Source organism: Streptomyces sp. NPDC058092 (assembly GCF_042884935.1).
Lineage (GTDB): Bacteria > Actinomycetota > Actinomycetes > Streptomycetales > Streptomycetaceae > Streptomyces.
Map to the genome: position 1 here is coordinate 219,486 of NZ_JBHVSY010000006.1, position 25,088 is coordinate 244,573.

The following is a 25,088-nucleotide window of genomic DNA, read 5'->3' on the forward strand; positions in this document are numbered from 1 at the left end:
CGCTACGCCCCCTGCTACGACGACGCACGCGAAGCGTTCCTGAACGGATCCGTCAGCTTGTACCCCACACCGAAAACGGTGAGCAGCCGCGCCGGCCGACGCGGTGCGGGCTCGATCTTCTTCCGCAGATTCATGATGTGCACGTCGACCGTGCGAAAGCTGATGTACCGGTCGAAGCCGTGCAGCTCCTCCAGGAGCCGCTGCCGGGTGAAGACCCGCTCCGGCTCGGCCGCCATGGCGGCGAGAATCCGGAACTCACCGGGCGTGCACTCCACGAACCGGCCCTCGACCGACACCTCGTGCCGGACCGGGTCGACCATCAGCGCACCCACCGTCAGCCCCTGATCCGCGGCGGGATCGGCATCCGCCGCACCCCGCCGGGCGCGACGCAGCAGCGTCCGTACGCGCGCCATCAACTCACGCGGGCTGTACGGCTTCGTCACGTAGTCGTCCGCACCGAGGTCCAGGCCCAGCAGCAGATCGTCCTCGGTGCTGCGGGCCGTCAGCATCAGCACCGGAACCTCCCGGTGCTCGGCGCGCAGCACACGTACCACGTCAAGACCGTCGGCCCGCGGCATCATCACATCGAGCACCAGCAGATCGGGCTCCCGGTGCCGGACCTCGGCGAGGGCCGCGAGGCCGTCCCCGACGACTCTGACCGCGTGCCCCTCGTGTTCGAGGTAGCGGCGTACGAGTTCGGCCTGCTTCTCGTCGTCTTCGGCGACTATGACGTTTGCGCACACGCGGTTGATCGTAGATGAGGTGACGCCGTCCCCTCGTGGCACCGGACGGCGCCGGACACCGTGGTCCACCGCGGAGCGGATCACCGGGCCATGGTCCGGACGGTCGGACACCGGGTCGGTCGGGGAGGGGGTACGGGCGATCAGCTCCGGTTCGGAGGCCGAGGGGGCCGTGGAGTTGGCCAGTTCGTGCATGAGATTCGTCTCCTCAGGGGTAGCCCCGCGCTTCGCCACCGCAGTCAGCACTGCACGCCGCAGCCGCGAGATCCGGATTCGGAGGACGACCGTGGAGGCGTACGCACAGTTCCCGCTGTCTCCATCGACGGCCCACGTCGGGGCGAACTACTGAGCGCCCGCCCTGCCGTTCCTCGTGGACGGATCGTCGAGGAGATCGGTGAGGAGATCGTCGAGGACGGACTCCTCCTCGACACGTACCCCCAGTTCGACGAGCGCAGAGCGCAGTCCGGGGTCCCACGGGGAGTCGACAGGCCGGCCGGTGAGCGGGGCGAGCGGCGTGGTGCGGCTTACCGCCGTACGGTAATCGGTGGCCGTGTACCGCCATGGCCGCCAGGCCACGTGCCGCAGCAGCGTCGACGCGATCCGCAGTCCGCCCCAGTCGAAGTCGCCGTGGTAGAGCAGCGTCGAGCCCTGCGCGTGGAGCGTGCCCAGCAGGGCGAGCGCGGCGGCTGACGGCTGGCCCTGCAGACAGATCAGTGGGGCGCAGCCCGCGCCGTGGGCGTCGGCGGCAGCGGCCACGACCGCCGGGTTTTCGCAGATCCTCACGGTGGTCGGCCGCGTGCGCGGCGATGAGGGGTGACGAGTGAGCCGGCGCAGCGTCAGCACGACGGGTTCACCCGCGTCGGCGTGCAGGTCGAGAGCCGGTGTGCCGCGCACGTTCAGGGCGAGGACCGTCGACGACAGCTCGTCCCTGACCAGCCCCGCCGAGGCCCAGATCTCCCGTCGCCACTGCGCACCGCCGCCCGGTGGCCGGCCGCTGAGCCGTCGCAGGGCGGACAGTACGAGCGTGGCGAGGGCGGTGCCGTCGTCCAGGGCGTGTGCGTTGCCCAGTGCACGCGCCGCGAAAGCCGGGAGGGACATGGCCGGTTCGACGGGCAGGCCGTCCAGGGCGGACACCGTGTCGGCGAGCAGAGCCGCGGCCCGTCGTGGCTCAGGGGCCAGACGTCGTACGAGCCCCTCGCCCCGCAACCGGTCCGCCCACTCCGCCAGCTCGGGGCGGCGCGTCACCAGAGCGTCGAGCGGGGCATACGCCTCGGCCCAGGCCCGCGCCTTCTCGTCCCGCTCGGCCCGCACCGGCACTACCGGGCCGGTCAGCGCGCGTACGGCCGCCGCGAGACCGTCGGGGCTGATGCCGGAACGGCGCAGGATGTGGTCCACCGCCTCCAGCCGTACGGAGAGGGACCGACCGCGACGAGGCGCCCTGCCCAGCAGCCGCTCGACCGCACCACGCCCTGCGTCGTCGGCATCGGCGAGGGACACCGAGCCGGTGAGGGGTTCCTCGCGTTCGAGCCGTCGCCGGATCCGCTCGACGAGCCACGCCAGCTCCGGTGCGCCGAGCAGGCGGCGCAGGCGCACGAGGTCGATCGGGGCCGGACCGGGATGCATGCGCCCGTCGCCCCTGGGCCGGCCCCTTGCGTGTGTTGCCCCGCCCGGGTCCGGTGACGCCGCCTCGCCGGGCGGAGGAATCACTGCCACACGCGATCCTGGAGAGTCGCGTTCTGCGCACCGGAGGCGGCGTCGACGGCCGGGCCCGCGACCGCCGTACGGGCCGGAGAGTCCGGCGGACGTGGAGCCGCCGACACCGGCTCGGCGCCGACGCCCACTCCCTCCGCGCCCGCGGGCCCCGGTGCCGCCGTGTCCGGTTCGGCCCGGGTACCGACCGGTCCGCGGTCCGGCTCGAACCCCCGGGCGCGCTCCGTCCCGTCCCATTCCCAGCGGGTCACCAGTACGGCCGCCACCTCGTCGATACGGGACAGCTGAGCGATCGCCACCCCCGGAACCTGGGGATAGCACGCCCACTCCCGTTCGCTCGTCATGACGACGTCCAGGTCGAAAGCGTGCAGCAGCCCGAGGCACTTGGCGCGCGAGTCGTCGTCGACGCCCGCGAACGCCTCGTCCAGCGTGACCAGCCGGGGTGCGTGCGGACTGGCGGCCGTCGCGTAGTGGGAGGAGGCCGCGGCGAACAGCGGCACCGACACCGCGAGCACCCGCTCGCCACCCGAAGCGGGGCCGGTGGCCGACACCCAGCGGCCGTGCTGATGGCGTTCGATCCCGAACTCGTGCCAGGCCCGGTAGTCCAGCGCCGCGGTCAGCTGCTCCAGGCGGCTGCCCGATACGTCGGCCGACTGCCGCAGAGTGATCTGCGACTGCAGGAACTCGCCGACCGCCGCGCGATCCTCCGGTGACCAGGCGTCGGCGGACTGCCGCAGCTGCTCGCGTGCGCGGCCCAGTCCCGTCGGCGCCTTGCGGGACGACCGCCACACCAGGCGCAGCTTCATGCCCGTGGAGGTGGGCCGCTCCTCCAGTTCCGCGTTCATCGCCCGCACCTGACGCTCGGCCGCGCCGATCAGCTCCTGGAGGGTACCCGCGACCTCCGTGAGCAGATGGGTCTCCAGGATCTCCCGCTCATGAGCGGACAGGATGCGCTGCAACTCGCCGACCTCGGTGGCGAGTGCCTCCGCCAGCTCGGGCACGGCCCGCTCGCGCCCCTGGTAGACGATGTCGACGACCATCCCGTCCTCCACCATCCGGCCCGACGCGGTATGACCGTGCCGGGACAGCGCGTCCTGCAGGGACTTGAGCTCCTCACTCAGACGACGCTGCACCCGCTCCCAGGATCCGTCCGAATCGTCCGCCGCCGACAACTCCGCCTCGATGCCACGGGCGAGCGCGACGGCCGGAGTGACCGCCCACGCGCCGTCGTTCAGCGGCGGCAGCACGAGCTCGGGGACGGCCACCCCGATCAGTCCCGTGGAAGCGAACCGGCGCAGCGCTTCCACCGCATCCGTCCGCGCCGCGGAAGCGGTGTCGAGATCGGACTCCAGCTGTTCGATGCGCCCCTCGGCATGACTGGCACGCCGGTCCGCCGCGGCGCGGGCCGCGGCCGACTCCTTCTGCTGCCGGACACAGCGGCCGAGCTCCCCGGCGGTGTCGGCGAGCCGCTGTTCCAGCTCGGCCACCGCCGCTCCCACGGTGGAGCGCAGAGTGCGGTGACGTTCGTCGGCCGCGGCTGCCGCGTGGGATGCGGCCTCCGTACGTTCCGTCAGTTCCACGACCCGGGCCTGCGTCTCCTCGGCATCCGACTCCTCCTCCGCAAGGGCCCGCCCGGCCTCGGTCCGCTCGCGGAGCGCCGGCCAGACCTCGGCGAGGGCCAGCCGGTGGTCGGCCAGACCGTCCCGTACGGAGGCCAGCGTGCGGCGCATCGCCGCCGGTGCGAACGCGGGATCCACGGACACCGGCGGCCCCTCCGCCGTGACCCCGGCCGGCGTCGGCTGCTCGGTCGCCTGCGGGGAGAGACCGACATCCGCGGCGGTCTCCACAAGTTCACGGACGGCCGCACGGTCGCTCTCGGCCGCATGCGCCAGATCCGCCGACCGTTCGTCACGCCGCAGGACGGCCCGACGGGCGGTCTCGCGGGCCGCGACGGCACGCGCGTGTGCCTGCCTGAGCCCGCCGTCGTCGGGGAGCGCGGCGAGCTCCTCGTCGAGCAGCCCTCGCTGCGCCGCAACCGTCGACCGGTCCTCGGCGAGTGCCGCCGACTCCCCCTCGACCGCGGCCAGTTCGTCCCTGAGCGCGGACAGCCTCACCCGCCTCGCCGCTTCCCGGGCGCCCGCACCGACGTACTCCGCGGCCTCCTTCGACCAGCTGCCGGTCAGCGCGCCCACCCGGAAGCGGCCGTCCACGGCCACCCATGTACCGCCGTCGTACCCGGGCGCCCGCTCCGCGCCCAGTCCGACGGAGACCAGCAGCCGGCCCACCGTCTCCTCGCCCACAGCCCCGGCGCGCGCGTCGCCGTGATCCACGGCCGGCCGCAGCACCTGCGCCAGCGACGTGCCGGCCACCGGCGCCCCCGGAGCGACCAGGACGTCGTGGTTCCCCGCTGCCGGACCGGCCAGTGCCGACACGGCACTTCCGTCCGGGCACACCCAGGCATCCAACAGCCCCGAGGCCTCCAACGCCGCCTCCAGCAAGGCGCGTTCCCGCTGTGGTACGTGATCGTGGAAGTCCACGAGACGCCACAGCGGTGCACCGGTGGCCCGCTCCCGGACCCCCGGCGTTCTGGTGTACGGGACCCGCGGTCCGCGCCCGCCTCCGGCCTCCAGCGCCGCCAGCTCCCGCTGTACCGCGTCCCGGCGTTCCGCCAGCGCTGTCTGCTGCTGCACCAGCCGGGCGGACAGATCCGCGAGAGCGGCCGACGCGGCACGATGGGCGTCCGCCGCGTCCACCTGCGCCGGACTCGGCCCGTTCAGATGCGACAGCCAGTCCTGCAACCGGTCCAGCAGGCCCACCGGGTCGGGAAACCGCAACTGACGGCACCCGCGCACGTGTTCACGCACCTGGGCCAGCAGAGCATCGCCGGCGGCGGTCACCGCTTCGGCCGTCCGGGCCGCCAGTTCCCCGGCCTGCCCCACCTCGCCCTCCGCATCGTCCAGGCGCCGCGCCGCATCCAGCCGGGCGGCGGCTGCCCGCTCGGCCCGGCCGGTCAGGTCCGCCACCAGATCCACCGTGCGCTGCCGGCGCGCCACCGCCTCCTCGACCGAGCGCCGCAGCTCGGGCTCCGGAACGTCCCGGGTATGCAGCTCCGGATCGATCCGCGCTGTCTGCGCCGCCAGGCGGCCCCGCCGCCGCGCCGACACGAGCCGTCCGTCCGCGGCGCTCAACCGGTTCTGCGCCGTGCCGACCCGGAGCACAGCCCGACGGTGCGCGGCCACGGCGAGGTCGCGGTCGGCCGCGGCGCGGTCGTGGTCGTCGCCGGTCCGCAGGGCCTCCCTCCCGGCCTGTTCCAGCTCGCGCGCACTACGCATCTCCGGCCCCGCCCGCAGTGCGGCGTCCTGGGCCTTCAGCCGGGCCTCGGCCTCCTCCAGCGCCGCACCGCGCTCCTGTGCCGACGCCCGCTCCTCCAGCGCCTTGCCCCGTTCGGCCTGTGCCGCCGAAAGGTCACGCTGCAGCCGTTCGTACCGGGCGTGCTCGGTACGCGGCAGACGCGCACGACGCCGCGAGGCGATCCGCGCGTACCGCCGGTAGTGCTCCAGGAAGGCCGCGGCCGCGCGCTCCGCCTCGCTCGCCGCGCGGAGCTCCTCCTTCTCCTCGTCCAGCGAACGGAAAGCCTCGGCCACATCGGCGATCACCGCCTGGTCCATCGGAGGCAGGGCCTCCGTCAGAGCGCGCGAGAGGGCCGCTTCGTTGGGACGCTTCGACAACTGTGGCTGACGCAGTTGGACGAGCAGGTCCACCAATGCCGCGTACCGCTGCTCGCCCAGCCCGAACAGCGCTTCGTCCACTGCCCTGCGGTACGTCCCGGCCTGGTCGTACACCGTGCCGCGCCCGGCGACGGCGTCGGCCAGCCGGTCCCGTGACAGGGCCGTACCCGTTGCGTCCAACAGGCTCAGCTCCGGACCGATCCGCTGGTCGGTGACAGCGAACCAGTGACGGGCGATACCGCGTCCGGACACGGCCTTCAGCCCGCACATGAGCGTACGGAAATGGGCCCGGCCCCGGTCGTCCAGCCGACCGAACTCCACCCAGGTGTAACCGAGCCGTTCCGGATGCGGATGTGCCCCGCCCAGCAGCAGATTCCACTCCATCCGCTTACTCGGATCGGCATCCGGCTCCACCCTCCGTGCCGACAGGTCGCCGTCGAGCAGGAACGGAAGGGTGAGGGCGAGCACCTTGGACTTGCCGGTTCCGTTGTTGCCCCGCAACAGCAGTCGGCCGTCACGGAACCAGAACTCCTCGCGGTCGTAGTAGAAGAGGTCGACGAGCCCGATCCGCAGCGGCTGCCACCGGCGGCGCGCAGGAGCGGGAAGGGCGGTTCCGGCCGTCGTCGGGGCACCCCTTCCCGCCGTCTGCTGGGCGGGAACGAGAGGGGCGGTCGCGGGGCCGTCCGGGAGGGTGCTCAACGCTTCGGCGCCTTTCGGGTCGTGGACACACCGGGGTCGAGAACGACGGCCTCGCCCACGGCATAGCGGGCGAGTGCCGGGCGCGGTGCGACGCCCTCGGCCGTACGGGACACGAGTCCCAGGGCGGTCAGCCGCTCCAGGGCCTGTTCCACCAACTCCGGTTCGGATCCCGGCTCTCGGGCCGCCTTGGACCAGAACCCGCCATGCACCGCCGCCAGTTCACGTACCCACTGCTGGAGCTCGACGAGTGACACCGGCCCCGCGACGGCTGCCAGACGCTCGGTGAGCAGCAGCGTGATGTGACCACGGGTGCCCTGCTCGGGCATCCGGAGGTCGGCGAGGTCGTCGTACGGATCGACCATGGCGATCCCTTCGGCCCGTACCTCCGCCACGAGCCCGGTGATTTCCGTGATACGGGTCGTCAGAAAGCCGCGTTGCCGGGTGAGATAGGCCAGTTCGGCGTCCGTGAGCTCTTCGTAGTAGAGCACCGGATCGTCCAGCAGCCGACGAGTCAGCGAGCGTCGCAGGGCGCGGAAACGCAGGTCGTCGCTGTCCAGTGCCGTTTCGGCGGTGAGCTCGGCCAGCCGCTCGTCGGCACTCTCGGCGGCCACGAGCGACGGCCCGACACGGGTGGCCAGCATCCCGGCCAGTACCCGGCGCTCCACGTCATAGAGAACATCGCCGGACCCGCTCACATAGGCGTCCTCCTCACCGGCCACCCGGCGCAGCACGCCGTACCGGAGCAGCAGCCGCACCACCGCCGCAAGGTCCAGACGCTCGTCTCTCCGCTCAAGGGTGAAGGCGACACCGGCCGCGACGAGTTGCGGATCGGCGGCATCCAGGACCACCTGCTCGGCGAGACGGCCCAGCGCGATCTGATTCTCGCCGCGCTCCAGGCAGGCGAGCGCCAGGCACAGAAGCACATAGCGGCGGCGGGTGAACGGCACTGCGGCGCGGCTCGCCTCGCGCGCCGGATGAGAGGCGTCGTCGAGGGTGCCCGGTGTCCGGTACAGCCGGGCGGTCTCCGCATCCACCTGAAGGCGCCAGCCGGTGTTGCGGTCGAACCATTCCCGCAGTTCGGAGGCGTGCTGCCGGACGAGCCGGAACGCATCGGAACTCGGACCGGCGGCCCGCAGCAGCGGCTCCTTCAGGAGGGCGCGCGCCGCCCGCCTCACCTCGGCGGCACGCTGTCCCTCCAGCACCTCGGCGAGAGGGGTGGTCACCCTGCCTCCCGGGGTGTCGTGGTCGCCGCCGCTACCGGCGGGCCGGCCGCCGGCAGCCGGGACACCGGCATGGTCAGATCGGTGATCTCGACGCCGTGGTCGGGCCCGGTGAAGACCCCGTCCGGAGTTTCGATACGGGCCGTCCGGCCGTCGCCCAGGGCGGTGAGCCGGATCTCCATGGAGCCGTCGTTGCTGGTCACCGCAGTCGTTGTCATGCCCGGCCGCCACGAGGCAAGAGCATCGCCCAGCAGCTGGAGGAACAACCGGAAGGAGAGCGGGTCCAGCGTACCGAGTCGTGACAGACGGGTTTCACCGCCGGTGGCGAGCAGCGCACGGGCCGTTTCGGTCTCCTGGGTCTGTTTCCTCGCCAGCGCGGCGAGCAACTCCCGGGCCTCGGTCCTGTCCTCGACCTTGCGTGCCTTTCCACGCCTCTCGTAACTGCCGCTGCGCCGAAGCTGCGGACTGATCCGCAGCGGCTCCGCCTCGGCCCAAGGGGTCGAGGCCGGAGTCGGGGATGCCTGGCGCGCGGCGAGGGAATCCGCGTCGATGCTGAGATGACGGGCGGGGTAGAGGCCGAAGGCCACACGCCACAACCGGTGCCGTGTCTCGTCGTCGGGCGCTTCGGCGAACCAGCGGGCCAGCGTCCGGAAGTCCGCGGACCGGTCCGAGCGCCCGGCCCGGCGTTCGGTCAGCGAGCGGACCACGGCCAGCAGTTGCGGAATCGCGCCGAGTGCCCGGCCGCGCAGCAGCCGGGCCTGCGACTCGCGGCCGTCCCGGGACAGGAACCAGGAGGCGAGCCCGGACCAGCGGCTCTCCCACTGCCCGAACGCTCGGGCTTCGGCCTGTTCCGTTTCTCCGGGCGAAGCATCGGCGGCCTCTCGGGCGGCGGCCAGCCGCAGCAGCGGTTCGACCCGGTGCTCCAACTCCAGGACGAGCCGGGCGATGCGCGCGCCGAGCGTGATCAGGTCCTGGATGAAGCGTTCCAGATACTGGATCAACTGGTCCTTGTACGCGAGGAACGTCTCGACTTCGACGTCGTGCAGGTCGATGGTGCGCTGCAGGGAGCCCATGAACGCCCGCGCGTTGTCCGCGAGTGCCGCAAAACGGCTGGTCAACGTGAACAGTGCGAGATGTGTCTTGGCCGGGTCCGGCGCGTCGTCCGCCGCGAGGACGAGCAGAGCGCGCAGCTGCGTGATGATGTCACGCAGGGCGACCGCCTGCAGAGCCCCGGGCCGTCCCAGCGATTCGTCGTAGGCGGCAAGCGCCGTCTCGGCCGCCTCGCCGGACGCGGTGAGCTGGTAGATGAACCGCTTGCGGTAGAAGTCCTCGACAGCGGTCACCCGCGCGGTGTCCGGATCGGCCCGCAGATTTCCCCATTCCACCAGCTTGTCCAGGGCCTTCACCACGGTCTCGGCCTCCGGCGGCCGATGCTCGGACGGCAGGGCGGCGTACACGTCTTCGGGACGCAGATGCACCGCAAACCGCTCCTTGGCGGCGAGGAATGCCGCCATCACCTGCCGGTAGAGAGCCGAGTTCGGGGCGGTGAGGTGAGCGAAGGCGCTGTAAAGGCCGGGACCCGGTGGCGTGCCGCTCTGATCGGGGGCTTGTGGTGTCGCTGTCATTACCGCTCATTCTGGCCTATGAACTGACGGGATCGTCTCCTATGGCCATGTACGAGCGGAGGGTGACTGTGGGGTGGGGTGGGGGGACGCAATGGCGACAGCAGGCTGCCTCTGCCCGTCGATGTCGCGCGTGCGGAAGAGGGAGCGGTCATCACCCCGTACCTGTGTGGCGACGACGGCCTCTTTCCCGACCAGTACGGGACGTTCCACAGCCCCCGTCCCGGTGGCCCCGTGCTTGCCCGATGCCCCGCTGACTGGTCTTGTGTACCGCAGGCGCCGTGGGGTGACCGTAACGAGGCCGCGGGCCGTCCGCGGGTGGGCTGCGCGCAGCCGGCGCGCAGACGTGGTCCAGGCGGGGAGAAGTGTGGAGTCAGTGACCGGACATGATGTACGAGGCACGCTGCCCGAAGGGCTCGGCGACGCGATACGCGCCACCGCTGAAGAGATCGCCGCGCTGCTGCGCGGGGTTGCCGACACGAGCGTTGCCGTGCCCGGCTCGGAGTGGACCGTCGGGCAGGCAGCAGCACATCTCGCGCAGGCCAACGAACTGATGGCCGACATCGCGGCCGGGCAGGAACGCAGCTACGGGGACGGAACGCCGCAGAGTCTGGCCGCGGCCAACGAGCGGGCGCTCGCCGACTTCGAGGAGCGGGGCGCCGAGCCGCTGGCCGGGTTGATCGTGACGCACGCGGAGGCCTACCTCACGGCCGCGGGCCGGCGCCCCACGGACGGGAGCGGGATCGTGGTCACTCCGTTGGGAACGGTGAGCCGGGCGGTATTGGGCTCGTACCTGCTGACGCACATGCTCGGCCACGGTTACGACCTCGCCCGTGCGCTGCGCCGCCCGCACATGATCGACCGCACTCGCGTCGAACTGTCGCTGCCCTTCCTGATGACGGCGATGCCCAGGGTCACCGACGCCGCCACCACCGCCCGGCTCTCCGCCGGATACACGATCCGCCTGTGGGGTGGCGCCCGATTCGGCGTCACGTTCACCGACGGCGCCGTGACCGTCACTCCTCGACCGCCTGCCCGCCCGGACTGCACCATCCTCATCGAGCCGGTCACCTTCTTCCTGATGGCGCTCGGTCGCTGCAACCCACGTGGCGCCATCGCCCGTGGCCGGGTCTTCGCCCGGGGCCGCAAACCCTGGCTCGCGCCTCGCTTCCCCGGGCTGTTCAAGGCGCCGTGAGGGCTGGACCCGACCACCTATCGACCCGTCTGACGCTAACGTTGATCCGCACGGTGGCAGCGGCGGTGCCGGGGAGGGCGCATCGCGCGGAACACCGGGAACGAGGAGTGCGCGACATGCTGGATCCCACTTCGGTGGCGGCGATTTCGGCGGTACTCGGTGCGGTCGGCTCGGGGATGGCCAACGAGGCCGGCAAATGGGCCTGGGAGTCGACCGGCGGTGTCGTACGGAGAATCGTCGGCCGGGAGGTCCCCGCGCCCGTCGCCCCTGAGGAACGGGACGACGTGGCCCGCATGGTCTACGAGCAGATTGGTACCAACCCGCAACTCGCGGCCTCCTGGAGCGCGTTCGCGTCAAGAGTGCACGGAGGACCGAATCCGGCCCGAGCCGTGCAGTCTCACCTCCCCGCCTCCATAAGGTTCTTCACGGACCGCAAGGAAGCGATGAAGCAACTCCAGCGAGAGGCAACCCGCCGCGCGGACGGAAGGCCCCGGCTCGCCTTGGTGCACGGCCCGGACGGCATGGGTTCCAGCACGCTCGCCGTGCACTTCGGATCGCGGCCGACCCGGCTCTTCCCGGACGGCCAGATCTATGCCGACCTCGGCGGCGGGGGCGCCGGGAGCGCACGCGACGTCGGATCCGTTCTGCGCGCGCTGCTTCGTCAACTGGGCGTGCGGGACGAAGAGATGCCGACCGCCACCGACCGGCTCGGTGAGTTCTTCCGTCATTGCGCAGCGGACCGCAAACTCCTGGTCGTGCTCGATCACGCGCACTCCGCGGCGCAGGTCAGACCATTTCTCACGTCGGCGCCCGGGGTGTTCACGATCGTCGTCGCCCGGACCCCGTTCCCCGGCCTCGACGCCGTACGGGTTCCCGTCGGTCCGCTCACGGACAAGGATGCCGTGCGTCTGCTCACCGATATCACCGACAAATCCACCGTCGCCGCAGCCCGCGCCACGCTGCCTTCGCTGCTCGCACGATGCGGCGGATCGCCGTACGCCCTGCGCGCCGCAGCGGACCGGCTCTCCGCCCCCACGCTTCCGCCGCGGCAGGCCGCACCGGACAGCGACCCGGTACACGGGGCGGCGGAGGACAACTACCAGCTCCTGACGCCGGAATCCGCCAAACTGTACCGGCTGATGGCACTGCGCAGCTGGCCCGCCTTCGACGCCGCGACGGCCGGACTGGCCACCGGCCAGGACCCGGCGGTCACGGCGGAACTCCTGGCGGATCTCGCCGACAGGATGCTCCTGGAACGCAGCCGGAGCGGAACCGACATCAGCCGCTACCACTACCGCCCCGGGGTCCGTGCACACGCCGAGGCGACAGCGATCCGCGAGGACGGAATCGCGGCCTGCTCCGCAGCTCTCACCCGCACGCTGCTCGCCTACGCGGACCTGGCGACATCGGCGGCCCACCAGGCACTCCCGGAGAGCTGGCGCGTCCCGGCACCCGCCGAGGACCGGATCGGGCAGAGGTACGCGGACCGGGGCGCCGCCCTCGACGCGTTGCTCGCGGAGCTGGGCAACCTGGTCGAAGCCGTTCGCTGCGCCGAGGAGTCCGGCGACCCGGACACCGCCGTACGCCTGAGTCTTTCCCTGTGGCCGCTGCAGCTCAAGGCGGGCCACCACGAGATGCTGCTGCCGGCGCTGCGCATCGGAGCGCGTCTCGTCGACGCTCATCTCCCGGGAAGCCTCGACGCTGGAGCGCTGCACGCCCAACTGGCACACTCACTGACCGAGTTGGGGCGTTGGGAGGAAGCGGAGACGGAGACACTGGCGGCTGCGCGGGCCGAGGAGTCGGCCGCCCACAAGCGAGGCCACGCCTCGGCCGTGGAGTTCCTGGGGCTGCTCAGGCTGCGTCAGTGGCGTTACCAGGAGGCCTACGAGTGCTTCGACGAAGCGGGCGTCATCCTGAACACGATGGGCGCACACGACGAGGGAACCGCCGACCTGCCGCGTGCCCAGGCCCTGTTGGAACGCCATCGCGGCCGAGCCCTGCGCGGGCTCGGACAGGGCGGGGAGGCCCGCGAGAGGCTGCAGACCGCACTGCGCCACTTCCGGGCGAGCGGCGATACGTACAACACGGCCCGGACGCTCACCGATCTGGCCGAGACCTGGTTGGACGAGGAGGACACCGAAGCGGCACTGCCGCTGATCAACGAGGCGATCACGACGCTCGACGGCCAGCGTGCGGAGTACCACCTGTCGCATCTGCGGCGGATGAGAGAACGCTGTGTCACCCCGTAAACCCTCTTCCCGCCTCTGACATCCCCGTCATTCCGGGGGGTGTCAGAGGAACAACCCGTACGCGGTGAAGCCGAGTACCTGCCCGCACGGAGAGCCCGTCGGCCATAGCTTGCATGAGGCGCTTGTCGGCTGCGGCCGCGCCGGGGCTTCCGGTGGCCAGCCAGGCGTACAGAGCAGAGGCGTACGCGGCGGGGTCCAGACCGGACATGCCTCCCGCATCGGCGCAGGGCACCGCCACCAACCGGAGCGGCTCTTCGCCACGTACCCGGACCACACACGCGGACAGCCCGGTCACATAGGCCGCGAGGGAACAGCCCTGATGGCGCCGGAGCACTTCGGCGGTCCAGACCGATGGGGAGCCGTAGCGCGGGTCGTCAGGTGCCCCGTCCCGGAAGATGACATCTGCCAGATCCAACTGGTCCACGTCACGGGTGTCCTCGTGCACGGCCACATGCAGTTCTTCGTCGTGATCCGGGCTCACCATCGGCCGCGGGCCCGCCCGCCGACTGACCGCAACCTCTCCCGGCCCGAGGACCTGCGACAGTACGTGAAAGGGGACGGTGGCCGTACCGGCCTCGTAATCGGGCAGCGGGAGAGGCTTCAGCGAAGCCGGCCAACCGGGCTCCGGCGCACCCATCATCGAGTAGAAGAGCCTGCGCAGGCGCTCCGCGGATTCGCCCGGCACGGAGGTGGTGAACCCAGCAGGCCCGGGCAACGGCCGGTGACGGGCGATGAGTCTCTCGATCTGCGCCGCCAGCGATGCTTCGGGATCGAGTTGCGGCGCCTCCCGCATGAACGCGGAGATCGGCGCAGCGGGATCGAGGGCGTCGAGCGGCGCGGCGCCCAGCAGCACAGGAGTGCCGAGGGCGGCCGCGTAATACGTGACGGAACCGTGGTCCCCGATCACCGCATCGGCGGCCAGCAGAGCCTGCCGCCACCCCTTCAGCGGATCGATCAGCGCCAGCCCGCCACGCCGCGCGCGATCGAGCCAGGCACGGATCTGACCGGGTCCGTGGCCGTGCCAGACGTTGGGGTGCAGTACGGCCGCGAACCGGTACTCGTCCACGGGAAACTCCGTGGCGACCCGATCCAGCAGCGCAGCGATGACGTCACCACCGCCCACTTCGCCGTCACCGACCAGGGAATCGGAGTTCCAGGTCGAATTGAGCAGTACGAGCCGCTGCCCCGGCCGCACCCCCAGCGCCCGGCGGAAGCGCTCGCGATAGGGCCGGGCGGCGAGCATCCGGTCGAAGCAGGGGTCCCCGGCGAGAACGGCGGTCGGCGCCGCCTCGGGGCAGGCGATGCGCAATCGTTCGTACTGCTCGGGGTGGGAGAGGACGAGCGCGTCCGCGACGGGCACGCCCTGCGACAGAAGCCACTCCGGCGCGAGCCCGAAGACGGGCGCCGCCCCCGCCCCCGCCCCCGACCCGGTGTCCGGTGTCCGGTGTCCGGTGTCCGGTGTCGCCAGCCTCTTAGTGTAGCCGACACCATGCGAGAGAATGGCCAACTTCCCAGCAGAAAAGTCCAGTTGGCCGCCAAAGCTGGCGGAGACGACCAGATCCACCTCCGTCTCGGCCGCCTGCTCGTACGGCACGACCGGCACCCCGGTATCGGCAAGCAACTCTGCCGTGCCGGCCGCGAACGCCGAGGAGCCCGTACAGGTCACCAGCAGCTGGACGCGCCAGTCGTCGTCGAACAGGGGGAGCACGTCGAGCAGCCGGGTCGCGGCGGTCACGTTGTGTACGACGACGAGCACGCGCAGGCACTTGCTCCGAGTCGTCCACCGCGTCGCATCGTCCCCCACCGGCACCCGCACCCGTCCGGTCCGCCCGTACGCCATCCGTCCGCACGCCCCTTCATCCAGTCCAGCTCAGCCACGACAGTCAACCAGCGCGACCACCGGACCGACCATGGGGCATACCCGATTGGGGCAGACCAGGACGGGCTCCTGTATGCGGCACTCCCTCACGCAGCCATCGCAACCGCAACCTTGCTCAGTGGTGAGTCGTCGCGCGATCGGGGCGGCTTCCGGTCGGCGAAGACGACAACCTGCAGCAGCGCGAACCGTGCGACACCCGCCAGAGCGGATGCCGACAGATAAACCATCTGCTCGACGAGGGCCGAGGGCTCGGGTCGTACGGTGTGCAGGCAGAGCAGCGCGCCGGTCGTGAACGCATAGCTCACCGCGACCGTCGCCCCGGACTGAAGATGGACCCCCCACCCCTTCCGCTCGCTCCGGAAGGAGACCCGCCGGTGCAGCTCGGTCGCGATGACCGTGGAAACGACGGCGACCAGCGCGTTGGCAACAACCATCGGTATCCGCTCGCTGAGCAGGACGAGCGCCCCGCTCGACATCAGCCCGACACCACCACCGCACACGACGAACCGCACGAAGGCCGCGACGAGCGGGTGAGAGGTGCGCGTCTGCCGACGCGATGGGGCGGTCACTGGCGGGCCTCCGTGGGCTGTGGCGTGGAGCGGTGTGTCGATTCCACCGCAGAACCTACGGAGCCGGCGTCGTCCGGGCGACTGGATTAACCCCCGACATCCCGTGGGTGACAACCCCGAGAGATCCCCGGGTCCGACGCCCTGACACCCCGGCACCCCGGAACGCCGATTCGGAGCCGGCGGTCCTGATGCCCGGGTGCGGCCCCTTGGGTTTGTCGGTTCACGTTTCGTCGCGGTGGGTGAGGCGGCCGTCGGTGAGTCGCCAGTAGTGCTGGTGAGGGGTCAGTTGCCAGGTCTCGTCGGCAGCAATCGCCTGCGTGATCCACTCGTGGAGTTGCGGGAGGGCCTGCGCCCGTAGAGCAGCGCGGGTGGCAGCACGTTCGGTGGCATCAACCGGGTGGACGTCTATACGGACGCCCACCATGTCGGGGTCCATGCCGCGGCCGTAGTTGACGGGGTGCGGAGCGATCCATTCAGCGCCCAGAACGATGGTCCCGCTGTCATGGCCGGTGAGAAACCGTAGGTCCGTGACACGGGTCATGGAGGTGCCGAGACACTCGTTGATGTCGGTGGTGGTCAGTGGCCAGGCACGGTGCCTGGGCAGTCTTCGATTTCGTGCGGACATGGAAAGGAGAATCGCAGGAGATTGCTGCCGGTGCTCAGGGGGATCTCTGTTCGGCGGCGGTTCAAGGACCTCATCCTCGCCGAGTACGACCGTATGGCCGCCGGGTTTACCCTGGAATACCCCCTGGTCAACGGCAAGAACTACACCTTCACTCTCACCTCACCTCACCTCACCCCGCCCCACCGCACCCGCCCGGAGTACGCCATGCCCCCGTCTGTCGATGAAGAGGACACCCGCAAAGTCCAGACGGCAGTATCGGGTTCTCCTGGGGCGGACTCGCCGGTCTATCTGCCGATGGACGTGGTGGAGTACGAAAGATTCATCCGCCTCCATCCGCAGAAGGACTTCTACTGCGGAAGGCTTCTCGGCGGCTGCGGCAAGAAGCTGGCCGCGCGGAAGTACCGCGACAAGAAATGTCACTTCGCCCACATCGCCTCAGGGCACTGCCGACGAAGCGCGACGAACGAGGCCAGCGCGGATCACCTCTACATGGGGCGCGCTCTCGTCACTTGGCTGAAGCAGCAGAAGTGCAAAGGTGTTCAGCCCCGCTACAAGCAGAAGGGCCAGTTGCTGCGCGAGCGGGTCGATGTGTTGTACACCCTTGGCCGGCAGCCACGGCTGCTCCGCGTTCAGCTCGCCGTCAAGTCCAAGGCGTTGTGGGAGGCGGACGACTCTCGCCTCCGGAGCGAATGGGCAGGCATCGAGTGGCTCTTCGGTCCGGACAGCATGCTGGCCAACTGGCAGGTGGACCGGCAGGGGCACGCCCTTCGCATCCGATGCCGGCCGTCCGGAGCCACGCGCATCGTGGAGATCGGAACCCAGTATCCCGACACCCCGGTCGAATGGGTTCCCCTTTCCGCCTGCCGCATGACCTCGTTCGGCATCCAGACTCCGGGCCTCGCTCTCACCCCCGGTGGCCTCGTACAGCGTGGCAAGGAACCCCGAAGTCCCGCTGCCCCGCGCGGGAAGGCCGACGCCCGCGTGCCAACCGCTCCGCTGACAGTCGAGACACAGCAGGCAGCACCCACGAAATCCGCAGGCAGGAGAGGACCGGGAAGCGACTTGCTTCCTGAGACCGCCCGGGATGGCAGCCGGGACGGAGAATCGCTCTCGGCGTCCAGCCGACGGCACCGCGTTCGCACGGTCTTCGGTGATGAGGCTGCTGCGGCCCCCCGCCCAGCCGTGGAGACGGCACCGGTCCTCGCCGCTCCGCAAACCACAGCCGTCACCCTGGCGCAGCTGCTTTCCCGGGACGACGAGCGGGCCGGCAGACGGCTGGTGCGACTCCTTGACCACCTCGATCTCGTGGGCGACCACCTCCACCTGGATCAGCTCCAGTCGGTGCTTCGCGAGGCCGGGGCCTGTGTGTCGTCGATGTGGAGTCCACCGGCCTCGGACCTCACGGCGCGCATGGCCGCGTGGCGGGCCCATGCGGATCTGCTCATCGCGCGGCCGAGCTTCCGCGAGATCCAGGCGTGTGCCGACCTGATCAGACCCACCTTGCGCATGGCAGCACGCGTTTCCCGGCCGCTCACATGGATGGATCTCGGCAGTCGGCTCGATGACCGTCTGCCCGGTCTCCACCCGGATGACAAGGTGTCCGTCCTGGTCGAGACAGACCGCATGACCCCGCACAGCAGGTCGCTTCTCTCGGCTCTTGTCGCGGCCCGGGAGAATCGTGTCCACCCTCTGTACGCCCGGGTCCTGGACCACTTGGACCGCCCGGTGCCGTCCGCGCATGCGGCCCAGGCCCGATGGCTCGCTGATGTACGCAGCCACCGAGCCTTTGTGAGCGGCGACTTTCTGGTGACACGCGTCTGATCCGTACTTCGTCGCTCCGACGAGCCGTGCCCGGGGCCCGGAGTCGACACCCCCGACCCCCGCGGCATGGTTCGACCGATCCAGCCGCGGGCTACAGAGCTCACGGACCGCGCCCATCCGTCCCGCCCAATGGCGAGGTGCGGACGAACGGTCTGGATGAGGTGCTCGGGGGCGGCGAAGACTGCGATTAGAGGCGACGGTAGAATCTTGGCTTTGCGTTAGTACCAGTTGGTAACGGCGGTGCCCCAGTAGTACCTACAGGAAGAAATGTTGCCGTCTGCGGCCGCCTTAGCGAAGGCGGCGCTGCTCTGCTTGTAGTGAGCGATTTCTACTGTGTAGGCGTGAGCATCGCCAGCCTTCGCGCTCTCTACCGCAGCGCGAAGGAATGAATCGGCAGATCGATAGAAGAGAAAGGCCGAGGTTAGCGTGGCTCGGCTCTTCTCGGACATGTCGTCCGGAACGCTGATGGAGAATGCGCGAGACATTTTCTCGCGAAATTTCAAGACGTTCTGGTCGTATACGGCGGCCTTGGGTAATTCGGTGATCACCTTTTCTCTGATTGGATTCGCGTTGATCACGCCAAGGCAGGATGCGCTGACCTGCTGGGCATACCTTTCCTCGCTTGTCGGTAGGGGATCCGCTGATGGGAAGAGGTTGCGTATATCGGAGAAGGTGCCCACTCCAAACAAAAACGCCGCCACTGCCAGGTATGCAGAGAATTTCCCCCACTGGGCGATCCAGCTGTCTTCGCTCCGGCGTTGATCATCCACATAGGCGGCTATGCGGTCGATCTTCTCGCTGTCGGAGCTACTGGCTACCTCGGGCTGTGGATTGCGGTCTGCGGCAGTCATGGACTACGGATACCGGTTCTAAAGTTCTACGGGAAGTGCCTTATCCGCCGCATGGAAGGCCGTTTGTCGCCACGTCAGGAGCGCCCCCTCCATGCGCTCGCTGCGATGTATCGGTTGGAGCGGCGCCCCCGGCGGTGGGCATGAAGAGAGCTCCTGGTAGACGGGTTCACGACCAAGATCACCAGTCCGCCAGGAGCTCACGTGCTTGTCTACCCCTCCGCCATCGATCTGTCTAGCAGTACCCTGCAGCACCTCTCTGGACTTCTCGCAGGTCACCGCCGTCGAATCGGCTCGCGTTGGCGGCGTCCGACCCCCACGCTTGAGCAGGCCATGGCGACCGTACGGAAGAAGGCGTACGTGATCCTCGACGGCACAACCCTGCCCATCGACCGCATCGCCGCCGACCGCCCGTACTACTCGGGGAAGAAGAAGCACCACGGGATGAACGTGCAGGTCATCACTGATCCCGCCGGACGTCTGATCTGGGCTTCGGACGCATTGCCGGGCGCAACACACGACCTGACCGCGGCCCGGATCCACGGCATCCCCGCTGCCCTGGCCACCGTCGGCGTCAAGTGCTGGGCCGACAAGGCGTACCAGGGCGCCGGGCCGAGCATCCGAGTCCCCCTCCGCGGCAAGCACCTGCGCGGCTGGCGTCGTCGTCACAACCGGGACCACGCGAAGATCCGCAGCCTCGGCGAACGTGCCATGGCCACCCTCAAATGCTGGCGACTCCTGCGAAAGCTCCGCTGCAGCACCACCCGGATCACCGCCGTCATCCGAGCCATCGTCGCCCTCGAACTCGCCAGCTGATCAAGATGGAAAAGGCTCAGTGTGAAGTACCGGGTCAGCGGCTCCGTCACCATGGGTGCCGGAGGCGAAGCGCGGACGCGGTACCAGGTGGACCTCTTCAAGAACTGGAACTTCGACCGGGGGGAAGACCGCGCCTGTCCCGTTCCCGACGCACACGACGGGCAAGGAGATCGACCTCGGGCAGCTCGTCGACCCGCATGAACATGGATGGGCACAGGAATATGACATGGTCGGAACCAGTACCATGCACTACTTCCAGCTGCGGAGGCGGACATGAGTAGTCGCAGAGCGCGAGGAATGACCGTAGCAGCGATACTGCTGCTGGGCCTGCTCGCGATGTCGGGCATCGTGTACTCGACGTTCGAGACAGTGACTGTGACGAGCGCACAAGCCGCCGATGACTCAAGGATGTTCACCAGCTGTGCGCGGGGCAAGTCCCTGAAGGACACCCTGAACACCTACCGGTTGGTCCTTCCCGAGCGGGCCGAGAATGTGAAGTTCTGCGATCAGGACGACTGGTCGGGTTCTGCCGGAGAGATGCAGTTCGAGATCGGCAGGGCCGACCTGGCGCCGTTCCTCGAGTCCTCCAGCGGGGGCGAAGTGGAACTGGTTCCGATCGAATCCTCCGGCCACAAGGGGCGGTGGCAGACCATCCCCAAGGGTGTCACGGTCGATTCGGGACGGTACAACATCACAACCACGACCTGCGACAGCACCGTCTATGTGGATGTGCAGACGGCGCGGGGCAACATGGTACGTGTGTACCTTGAGATGGTGTGTATGTCGTGACACCGCCCTTGAGGGCCCGTCGCCGCACCCATCCCGTTCGGCAACCGAGTTCACGCTGCGGCTCAGCAGCACCCGCCGCGGTGCACGACTCGCTCGTACTCCTGCCGTTCAGCAACTGACCGAGTGGCGCGGAGTCCCACACGACTCGGCCGCCGCGCAGGCCGTCGCACTTGTCACGGCAGAGCTCGCGTCCAACGCGATCACCCATGGATGCCTGCCGGGCCGAGACTTCCGGCTGACGCTGCGGTTGTTGCCCGAGGCCGCTCGTATCGAGGTCACCGACACCCGCCCCGAACGCCTCCTCCCGGGTACAGCTTCGAAGCCCTGCGATCCGGAGGACGAAACCGGGCGCGGTCTGCTGCTCGTCGAGGCGTACGCCAACCGCTGAGGATGCACGGTTCTCGATGCCTGCATCAAGTGCGTGTGGGCCGAAGTGCTCTGCTGAGGGCGCAGGCAGGGGGCTGTGCTTGCCCACGTCCGGCCGGGTCAGGGGGACTTGAGCATGCCGCGAAGTCCGGCGACGAGACCGCGTACATCACGTTCGGCGACGGGTGTGGTGATGTGGCCGGTCGTCGGGGCCGGGGGCGTGTCCGGCCCCGAAGCGGGTCGGCGGCAGGCGCGGCAGAGGCCGTCGGGGAGTGCTTCCGGGCGGCCGGGGACACCGCACTGGGTGCACTCCATCATCACGCGGGGGGTATGAGCAGCCTGGGCGGTGGGGTCGGCAGCGGCGGGCAGACGAGGCGGCATCTTGTCGCGGAGCCTGCGACGGACGAAGCCCAGCGGTGAATTGACCTGGTCCGGCAGCCCGGCGACCAGGGACCGGATGAGGTAGTCCGGGGTCACGCCCCGCGCCAGCCAGTCCGCGGCCAGCTCCTCCAGCACCGTGCAGTCGGCTGCGGAGAGGGCCAGGCGCGCTTCTGTGCGGCCGAGTTGGGCCAGCGCCAGATAGGCGGGGGAGGGGCGCTCCGGGCCCGGGGACGGGGCCGAGGAGGGGGCCGGAGACGGTGCGGAGGTCGGCTGTGTCTGCGGGGGAGTGGTACTCCGTTGCTGCGGTACGACGGCAGGGACGCGGGCGGGCCGGAGGGGTGCGGGCGGGACGGGCGACGGGGGCGGGGCATCGACGGCGGTCGGCGGCGCGGGCCGCGTCGCGTCGCTTCGTACGGGCTCCCAAGCAGGTGCCGGAGGCGGGATCTCGTCCGGGGCCCAGGGGGACGACGGGGCCGTGGCCGCTGCCTCGGCCGCAAGCTCCTGGATCTCCGCCGGGACGATGCCCTGGCCGGCTTCGGTCGCGAGGTAGGCGGCCCACCACTCGTTGTCGTGTGCGGTGCGGGTCCAGAAGGTCCGGTAGACCCAGCGGACCCGCTCGCCCTCGCCGACCCGGCGCCGTACGCGACGCAGATGACCGGCCACCGACAGAGCGGTCAGGGCGGTGCCGACTGCCTGCTGGCCGTAGAGCGGGAGCTGCTTCGCGAGCGTCTTCACGCTCATCGCGGCGCCTTCGGGCAGGCGATCGATGAATCCGGCGATGCAGCCCTCGCGAGCGGGCAATAGCGCGAAGTCATCGGCGCCGGGCGGGAGCTGGGCCGGTACGGACCGCTTGCCGTAGCCGGGCTTGGCCATCGGGTACGGAGGCGAGGATGCGGGCGCGGGCAGGGCGGCGCTAAGGTTCTCGGTAGCCACGAGATCGCTCTTTTCGATCTTGGGGTGAGACCCCGGCATGGTGCTCGTAACACCGCGTCGGGGTCGTTTTGTTGTGTCGGCACCGTAAGCAGGCGCGACGGCGTGTTGCAAGCCGGTCACGATTAGTCGTACTTGCTCGCCGTTACGGGTCGGGGAGGTCAGGGAGGTTTCCCACCCCCCTATGACCCCGCCGGTCAAAGAAGGCGCTCGGATCCCGGTGCCCGGGTCTTGCCGCTCGTGTCCCGGCGCCCGGATCCCGAAGCTCAGGACTCGGCCGAAGACCCTGCTACCCACCCACGAAAGAGTGACGAGGGCGGTGCCGTAACTCGGGCCTCGTAACCCGGGTTTCGAGACCCGGCACATGGCGACACGACACACCCCTCCGCCCCGCATCTATGGCTGCCCACCCCATGGGAAGGTCCCCCGCACCGCCCTACCGTGACGGACTCGAACCACCGAGCCTGCCCACCCCCCGGACGGAGAGCCGCGATGCGCAGAGCAACGAGCACTTTGCTCGGCCTGCTCCTCACACTGCTGAGCCTCGGAGCAGCCACCACAGCGGCCCATGCCGCCCCACCCGGCTACCTCACCCTCGAAGCCACCTACACCACCGTCGCCAACGGCTGGGACCGCGTCGACCGCTACCTCGACACCACGAGCGGTTTTCATCCCGAGCAGTACCCCCCGGACGGCCGTGGCGACCAGGACGGCCAGCGACGCACCTACTTCGGCGGCGTCAAGCAGCCCTACTCCGGCCGCTTCCTCCTCTACTCCGCCCCCGGCTGGAACAGCGGCAGTCACCGGACCCCCGTCCTCCTCGTCCACGGCGCCAACGACAACGCCGACCGTGCCTGGGCCAACCCCGGCGAATCCGGTGGCTACGGCTGCGGGTCCATGTCCTGCCCCAGCACCGGACTCATGCAGTACCTCACCGCTCGCGGCTACCGCGTCTTCGCCGTCAACTTCGCCCACAAGCAGGGCGACAACCTGATGCAGGCCCAGCAGGTCGGCGACGCCATCGCCGTCATCAAGGACCGGCTCGGCGTCAGCCAGGTGGACCTCGTCGGCTGGAGCAAGGGGGAGATGTCCACCCGGGCCTACGTCTCCTCACTGCGCCCCACCTGGGGACGCCCCTACGCCGGAGACGTACGCCGCCTCATCACCCTCGGCGGCCCCAACGGCGGCTACGACTACCCCTACGCCCACGGCTGGGCCCACGACTTCAGTATCTGGCCCCAGTGCGGCGGCAGCGTCAACGCGCCCTCGCCCCACCTCTACATGACCTGCTACGGCACCTACACCGCCCACCCCGAATTCGCTTTCGCCCCCACCGACGGCTACGACGTCTACCCCGGACAGCGTCAGATGCTCGCCCGCTGGGACGCCACGTACGGCATCGACACGACCCAACAGGACTGGTACACCACCTACCACGGTGGCCAGGGCTTCTACACCTCCGGCAGCGGCATCCAGACCGCCATCGACTCCGGCTCCCTGATCACCCCCCTCCACAAGGCAGGCATCCCCGGCACCGTCGCCACCTACCTCCTCGCCGGCGGTTCCCCCAGCGTCCTCGGCATCTACAACGAGAACCGCGGCCCCAGCGACGGCGTGGTCTTCGTCAACAGCGCCCTCGACCGCGCCGGTATCGCCAACGTTGCCGGCACCGCCCTCATCTCCACCGCCAACCACCTCCAACTCGGCTGGCACTCCTCCGCCAGCGCCCAGATCGCCGCCTGGCTCGGCTGACCGCACCACTCCCAAGGACGGACCATGACCTCGCCCGCACTCCTCCCCGGCATCCGCGCTCGACGGATCACCACCCCCCGGCTCACCCTCAACCTCCTCGAACTCCCCGAACGGACCGGCGAACCCGTCCTCTTCGTCCACGGCAACGTCTCCGCCGCCACCTTCTGGCAACAGACCATGCTCGACCTGCCCCACCCCTACCGCCCCCTCGCCGTCGACCTCCGCGGCTTCGGCGGCACCGACCCGCTCCCCGTCGACGCCACCCACGGCCTCCGGGACTACAGCGACGACCTCACCGCCCTCCGAGAGACCCTCGCCCTCGACCGCGTCCACCTCGTCGGCTGGAGCATGGGCGGCGGCATCGCCCTCCAGCACCTGCGCGATCACCCCGTTGCCGTCCGCAGCCTCACCCTCGTCAACCCCGTCTCCCCATACGGCTTCGGCGGCACCCACGGCCCGGACGGCCGACTCAACCACCCCGACGGCGCCGGCTCCGGCGCAGGCACCGTCAACCCCGAATTCGTCCGGCGCCTCCAAGAAGGCGACCGCAGCGAGGACTCACCACTCTCCCCCCGCGCCGTCCTTGCCTCCAGCTACGTCAAACCGCCGCTCCGCCCCGCACTTGAGGACGCCTTCGTCGACGCCATGCTCTCCACCCGTACGGGAGAAGAGCACTACCCCGGCGACACCCGTCCCAGTGACCACTGGCCCGGCACCGCACCCGGCCCCCGAGGTGTCCTCAACGCCATGGCCCCCACCCACTTCCGCATCGACGACCTGCACCGGATCGACCCCAAACCGCCCATCGGCTGGATCCGCGGCACCGACGACGTCATCGTCTCCGACACCTCGCTCTTCGACCTCGCCCACCTCGGTGCACTCGGCGCCGTCCCCGGCTGGCCCGGCGCCGAGCACTGCCCCGCCCAGCCCATGGTCGCCCAGACCCGTCACGCACTCGATCACTACGCCACCACGGGCGGCCCCGTCCGCGAAACCGCCATCCCGGACGCCGGCCACGCCGTCCACATCGACAAACCCAAGGAGTTCACCGCGGCCCTCCTCGACACCCTCACCGCGGGCCGGTGAAGCGGCGGGCTGTCCACCTGTGCGGGTCTGTGCCGATGTAGAGGTCGTCCAGCGCGATTCCGC

At 70.1% G+C, this 25,088-nt stretch carries 18 protein-coding genes; 8 read left to right on the top strand and 10 right to left on the bottom strand.

Features of this window, described 5'->3' with window-relative positions; all coding sequences use genetic code 11:
• Window positions 1–14 precede the first annotated feature (14 nt).
• The 5 genes from ACFVV1_RS12820 to ACFVV1_RS12840 all read right to left on the bottom strand — a co-directional run bounded on the left by ACFVV1_RS12820 (window position 15) and on the right by ACFVV1_RS12840 (window position 9,722).
• Entirely contained in the window at window positions 15–743 is a 729-nt protein-coding gene (locus tag ACFVV1_RS12820) for a response regulator transcription factor (RefSeq protein ID WP_389989079.1), read from the bottom strand.
• A 339-nt stretch (window positions 744–1,082) separates the two neighbouring features.
• Window positions 1,083–2,363 (bottom strand): TIGR02679 family protein, encoded by a 1,281-nt coding sequence (locus tag ACFVV1_RS12825; RefSeq protein WP_389988791.1) that lies wholly within the window; start codon window positions 2,361–2,363, stop codon window positions 1,083–1,085.
• 80 nt (window positions 2,364–2,443) lie between these two features.
• Window positions 2,444–6,877, bottom strand: coding sequence for a TIGR02680 family protein (locus ACFVV1_RS12830; protein WP_389988794.1), 4,434 nt, complete (start codon window positions 6,875–6,877; stop codon window positions 2,444–2,446).
• Window positions 6,874–8,100 (bottom strand): TIGR02678 family protein, encoded by a 1,227-nt coding sequence (locus tag ACFVV1_RS12835; protein ID WP_389988797.1) that lies wholly within the window; start codon window positions 8,098–8,100, stop codon window positions 6,874–6,876. Before ACFVV1_RS12835 ends, ACFVV1_RS12830 begins: the two co-directional genes overlap by 4 nt.
• Window positions 8,097–9,722, bottom strand: coding sequence for a TIGR02677 family protein (locus tag ACFVV1_RS12840; protein ID WP_389988800.1), 1,626 nt, complete (start codon window positions 9,720–9,722; stop codon window positions 8,097–8,099). Before ACFVV1_RS12840 ends, ACFVV1_RS12835 begins: the two co-directional genes overlap by 4 nt.
• A 373-nt stretch (window positions 9,723–10,095) precedes the next feature.
• Between ACFVV1_RS12840 and ACFVV1_RS12845 the strand changes: the two genes are divergently transcribed.
• Window positions 10,096–10,914 carry a maleylpyruvate isomerase family mycothiol-dependent enzyme gene (locus tag ACFVV1_RS12845; protein ID WP_389988803.1) on the top strand — a complete coding sequence of 273 codons (819 nt, stop codon included), beginning with the start codon at window positions 10,096–10,098 and terminating at the stop codon, window positions 10,912–10,914.
• A 116-nt stretch (window positions 10,915–11,030) separates the two neighbouring features.
• Complete coding sequence (locus ACFVV1_RS12850; RefSeq protein ID WP_389988806.1) at window positions 11,031–13,163, top strand: tetratricopeptide repeat protein; 2,133 nt, start codon at window positions 11,031–11,033, stop codon at window positions 13,161–13,163.
• On the opposite strand, the gene ACFVV1_RS12855 is transcribed toward ACFVV1_RS12850, so the two are convergent.
• From ACFVV1_RS12855 to ACFVV1_RS12865, 3 genes are all read right to left on the bottom strand, one after another.
• Window positions 13,153–15,003, bottom strand: coding sequence for a hypothetical protein (locus ACFVV1_RS12855; RefSeq protein WP_389988809.1), 1,851 nt, complete (start codon window positions 15,001–15,003; stop codon window positions 13,153–13,155). The two genes, ACFVV1_RS12850 and ACFVV1_RS12855, sit on opposite strands and share 11 nt — an antisense overlap.
• Before the next feature lie 125 nt (window positions 15,004–15,128).
• A complete protein-coding gene (locus ACFVV1_RS12860; protein ID WP_389988812.1) occupies window positions 15,129–15,611 on the bottom strand; it encodes a hypothetical protein in 483 nt (160 codons plus the stop codon).
• Between the two features lie 220 nt (window positions 15,612–15,831).
• Window positions 15,832–16,236 (bottom strand): hypothetical protein, encoded by a 405-nt coding sequence (locus ACFVV1_RS12865; RefSeq protein WP_389988815.1) that lies wholly within the window; start codon window positions 16,234–16,236, stop codon window positions 15,832–15,834.
• Window positions 16,237–16,266: 30 nt separating this feature from the next.
• Here ACFVV1_RS12865 and ACFVV1_RS12870 point away from each other — a divergent pair, with 30 nt between their 5' ends.
• The gene (locus ACFVV1_RS12870) at window positions 16,267–18,057 is read left to right on the top strand and encodes a competence protein CoiA family protein (RefSeq protein ID WP_389988817.1); all 1,791 of its coding nucleotides are present in this window, start codon (window positions 16,267–16,269) and stop codon (window positions 18,055–18,057) included.
• A gap of 218 nt (window positions 18,058–18,275) precedes the next feature.
• Here the strand turns inward: ACFVV1_RS12870 and ACFVV1_RS12875 are convergent, their stop codons facing one another.
• Window positions 18,276–18,908, bottom strand: a complete 633-nt coding sequence (locus ACFVV1_RS12875) for a hypothetical protein (protein WP_389988819.1) — start codon at window positions 18,906–18,908, stop codon at window positions 18,276–18,278.
• Between the two features lie 201 nt (window positions 18,909–19,109).
• On the opposite strand from ACFVV1_RS12875, the gene ACFVV1_RS12880 reads away from it, so the two are divergent.
• The 3 genes from ACFVV1_RS12880 (at window position 19,110) to ACFVV1_RS12890 (ending at window position 20,898) form a co-directional block, all read left to right on the top strand.
• Window positions 19,110–19,721, top strand: coding sequence for a transposase family protein (locus ACFVV1_RS12880; RefSeq protein WP_389988821.1), 612 nt, complete (start codon window positions 19,110–19,112; stop codon window positions 19,719–19,721).
• A 297-nt stretch (window positions 19,722–20,018) separates the two neighbouring features.
• Window positions 20,019–20,510, top strand: a complete 492-nt coding sequence (locus ACFVV1_RS12885; protein WP_389988823.1) for a hypothetical protein — start codon at window positions 20,019–20,021, stop codon at window positions 20,508–20,510.
• Window positions 20,449–20,898 (top strand): ATP-binding protein, encoded by a 450-nt coding sequence (locus ACFVV1_RS12890; protein ID WP_389988825.1) that lies wholly within the window; start codon window positions 20,449–20,451, stop codon window positions 20,896–20,898. The genes ACFVV1_RS12885 and ACFVV1_RS12890 overlap by 62 nt, the downstream gene beginning before the upstream one ends.
• 98 nt (window positions 20,899–20,996) lie before the next feature.
• Here the strand turns inward: ACFVV1_RS12890 and ACFVV1_RS12895 are convergent, their stop codons facing one another.
• On the bottom strand, window positions 20,997–22,190 hold the full coding sequence (locus ACFVV1_RS12895) for a MarR family transcriptional regulator (protein ID WP_389988827.1): 1,194 nt from the start codon (window positions 22,188–22,190) through the stop codon (window positions 20,997–20,999).
• Between the two features lie 489 nt (window positions 22,191–22,679).
• Here ACFVV1_RS12895 and ACFVV1_RS12900 point away from each other — a divergent pair, with 489 nt between their 5' ends.
• Window positions 22,680–23,939, top strand: a complete 1,260-nt coding sequence (locus tag ACFVV1_RS12900) for an esterase/lipase family protein (protein WP_389988829.1) — start codon at window positions 22,680–22,682, stop codon at window positions 23,937–23,939.
• 24 nt (window positions 23,940–23,963) lie between these two features.
• Entirely contained in the window at window positions 23,964–25,025 is a 1,062-nt protein-coding gene (locus ACFVV1_RS12905) for an alpha/beta fold hydrolase (protein WP_389988831.1), read from the top strand.
• The last annotated feature ends 63 nt before the right edge of the window (window positions 25,026–25,088 follow it).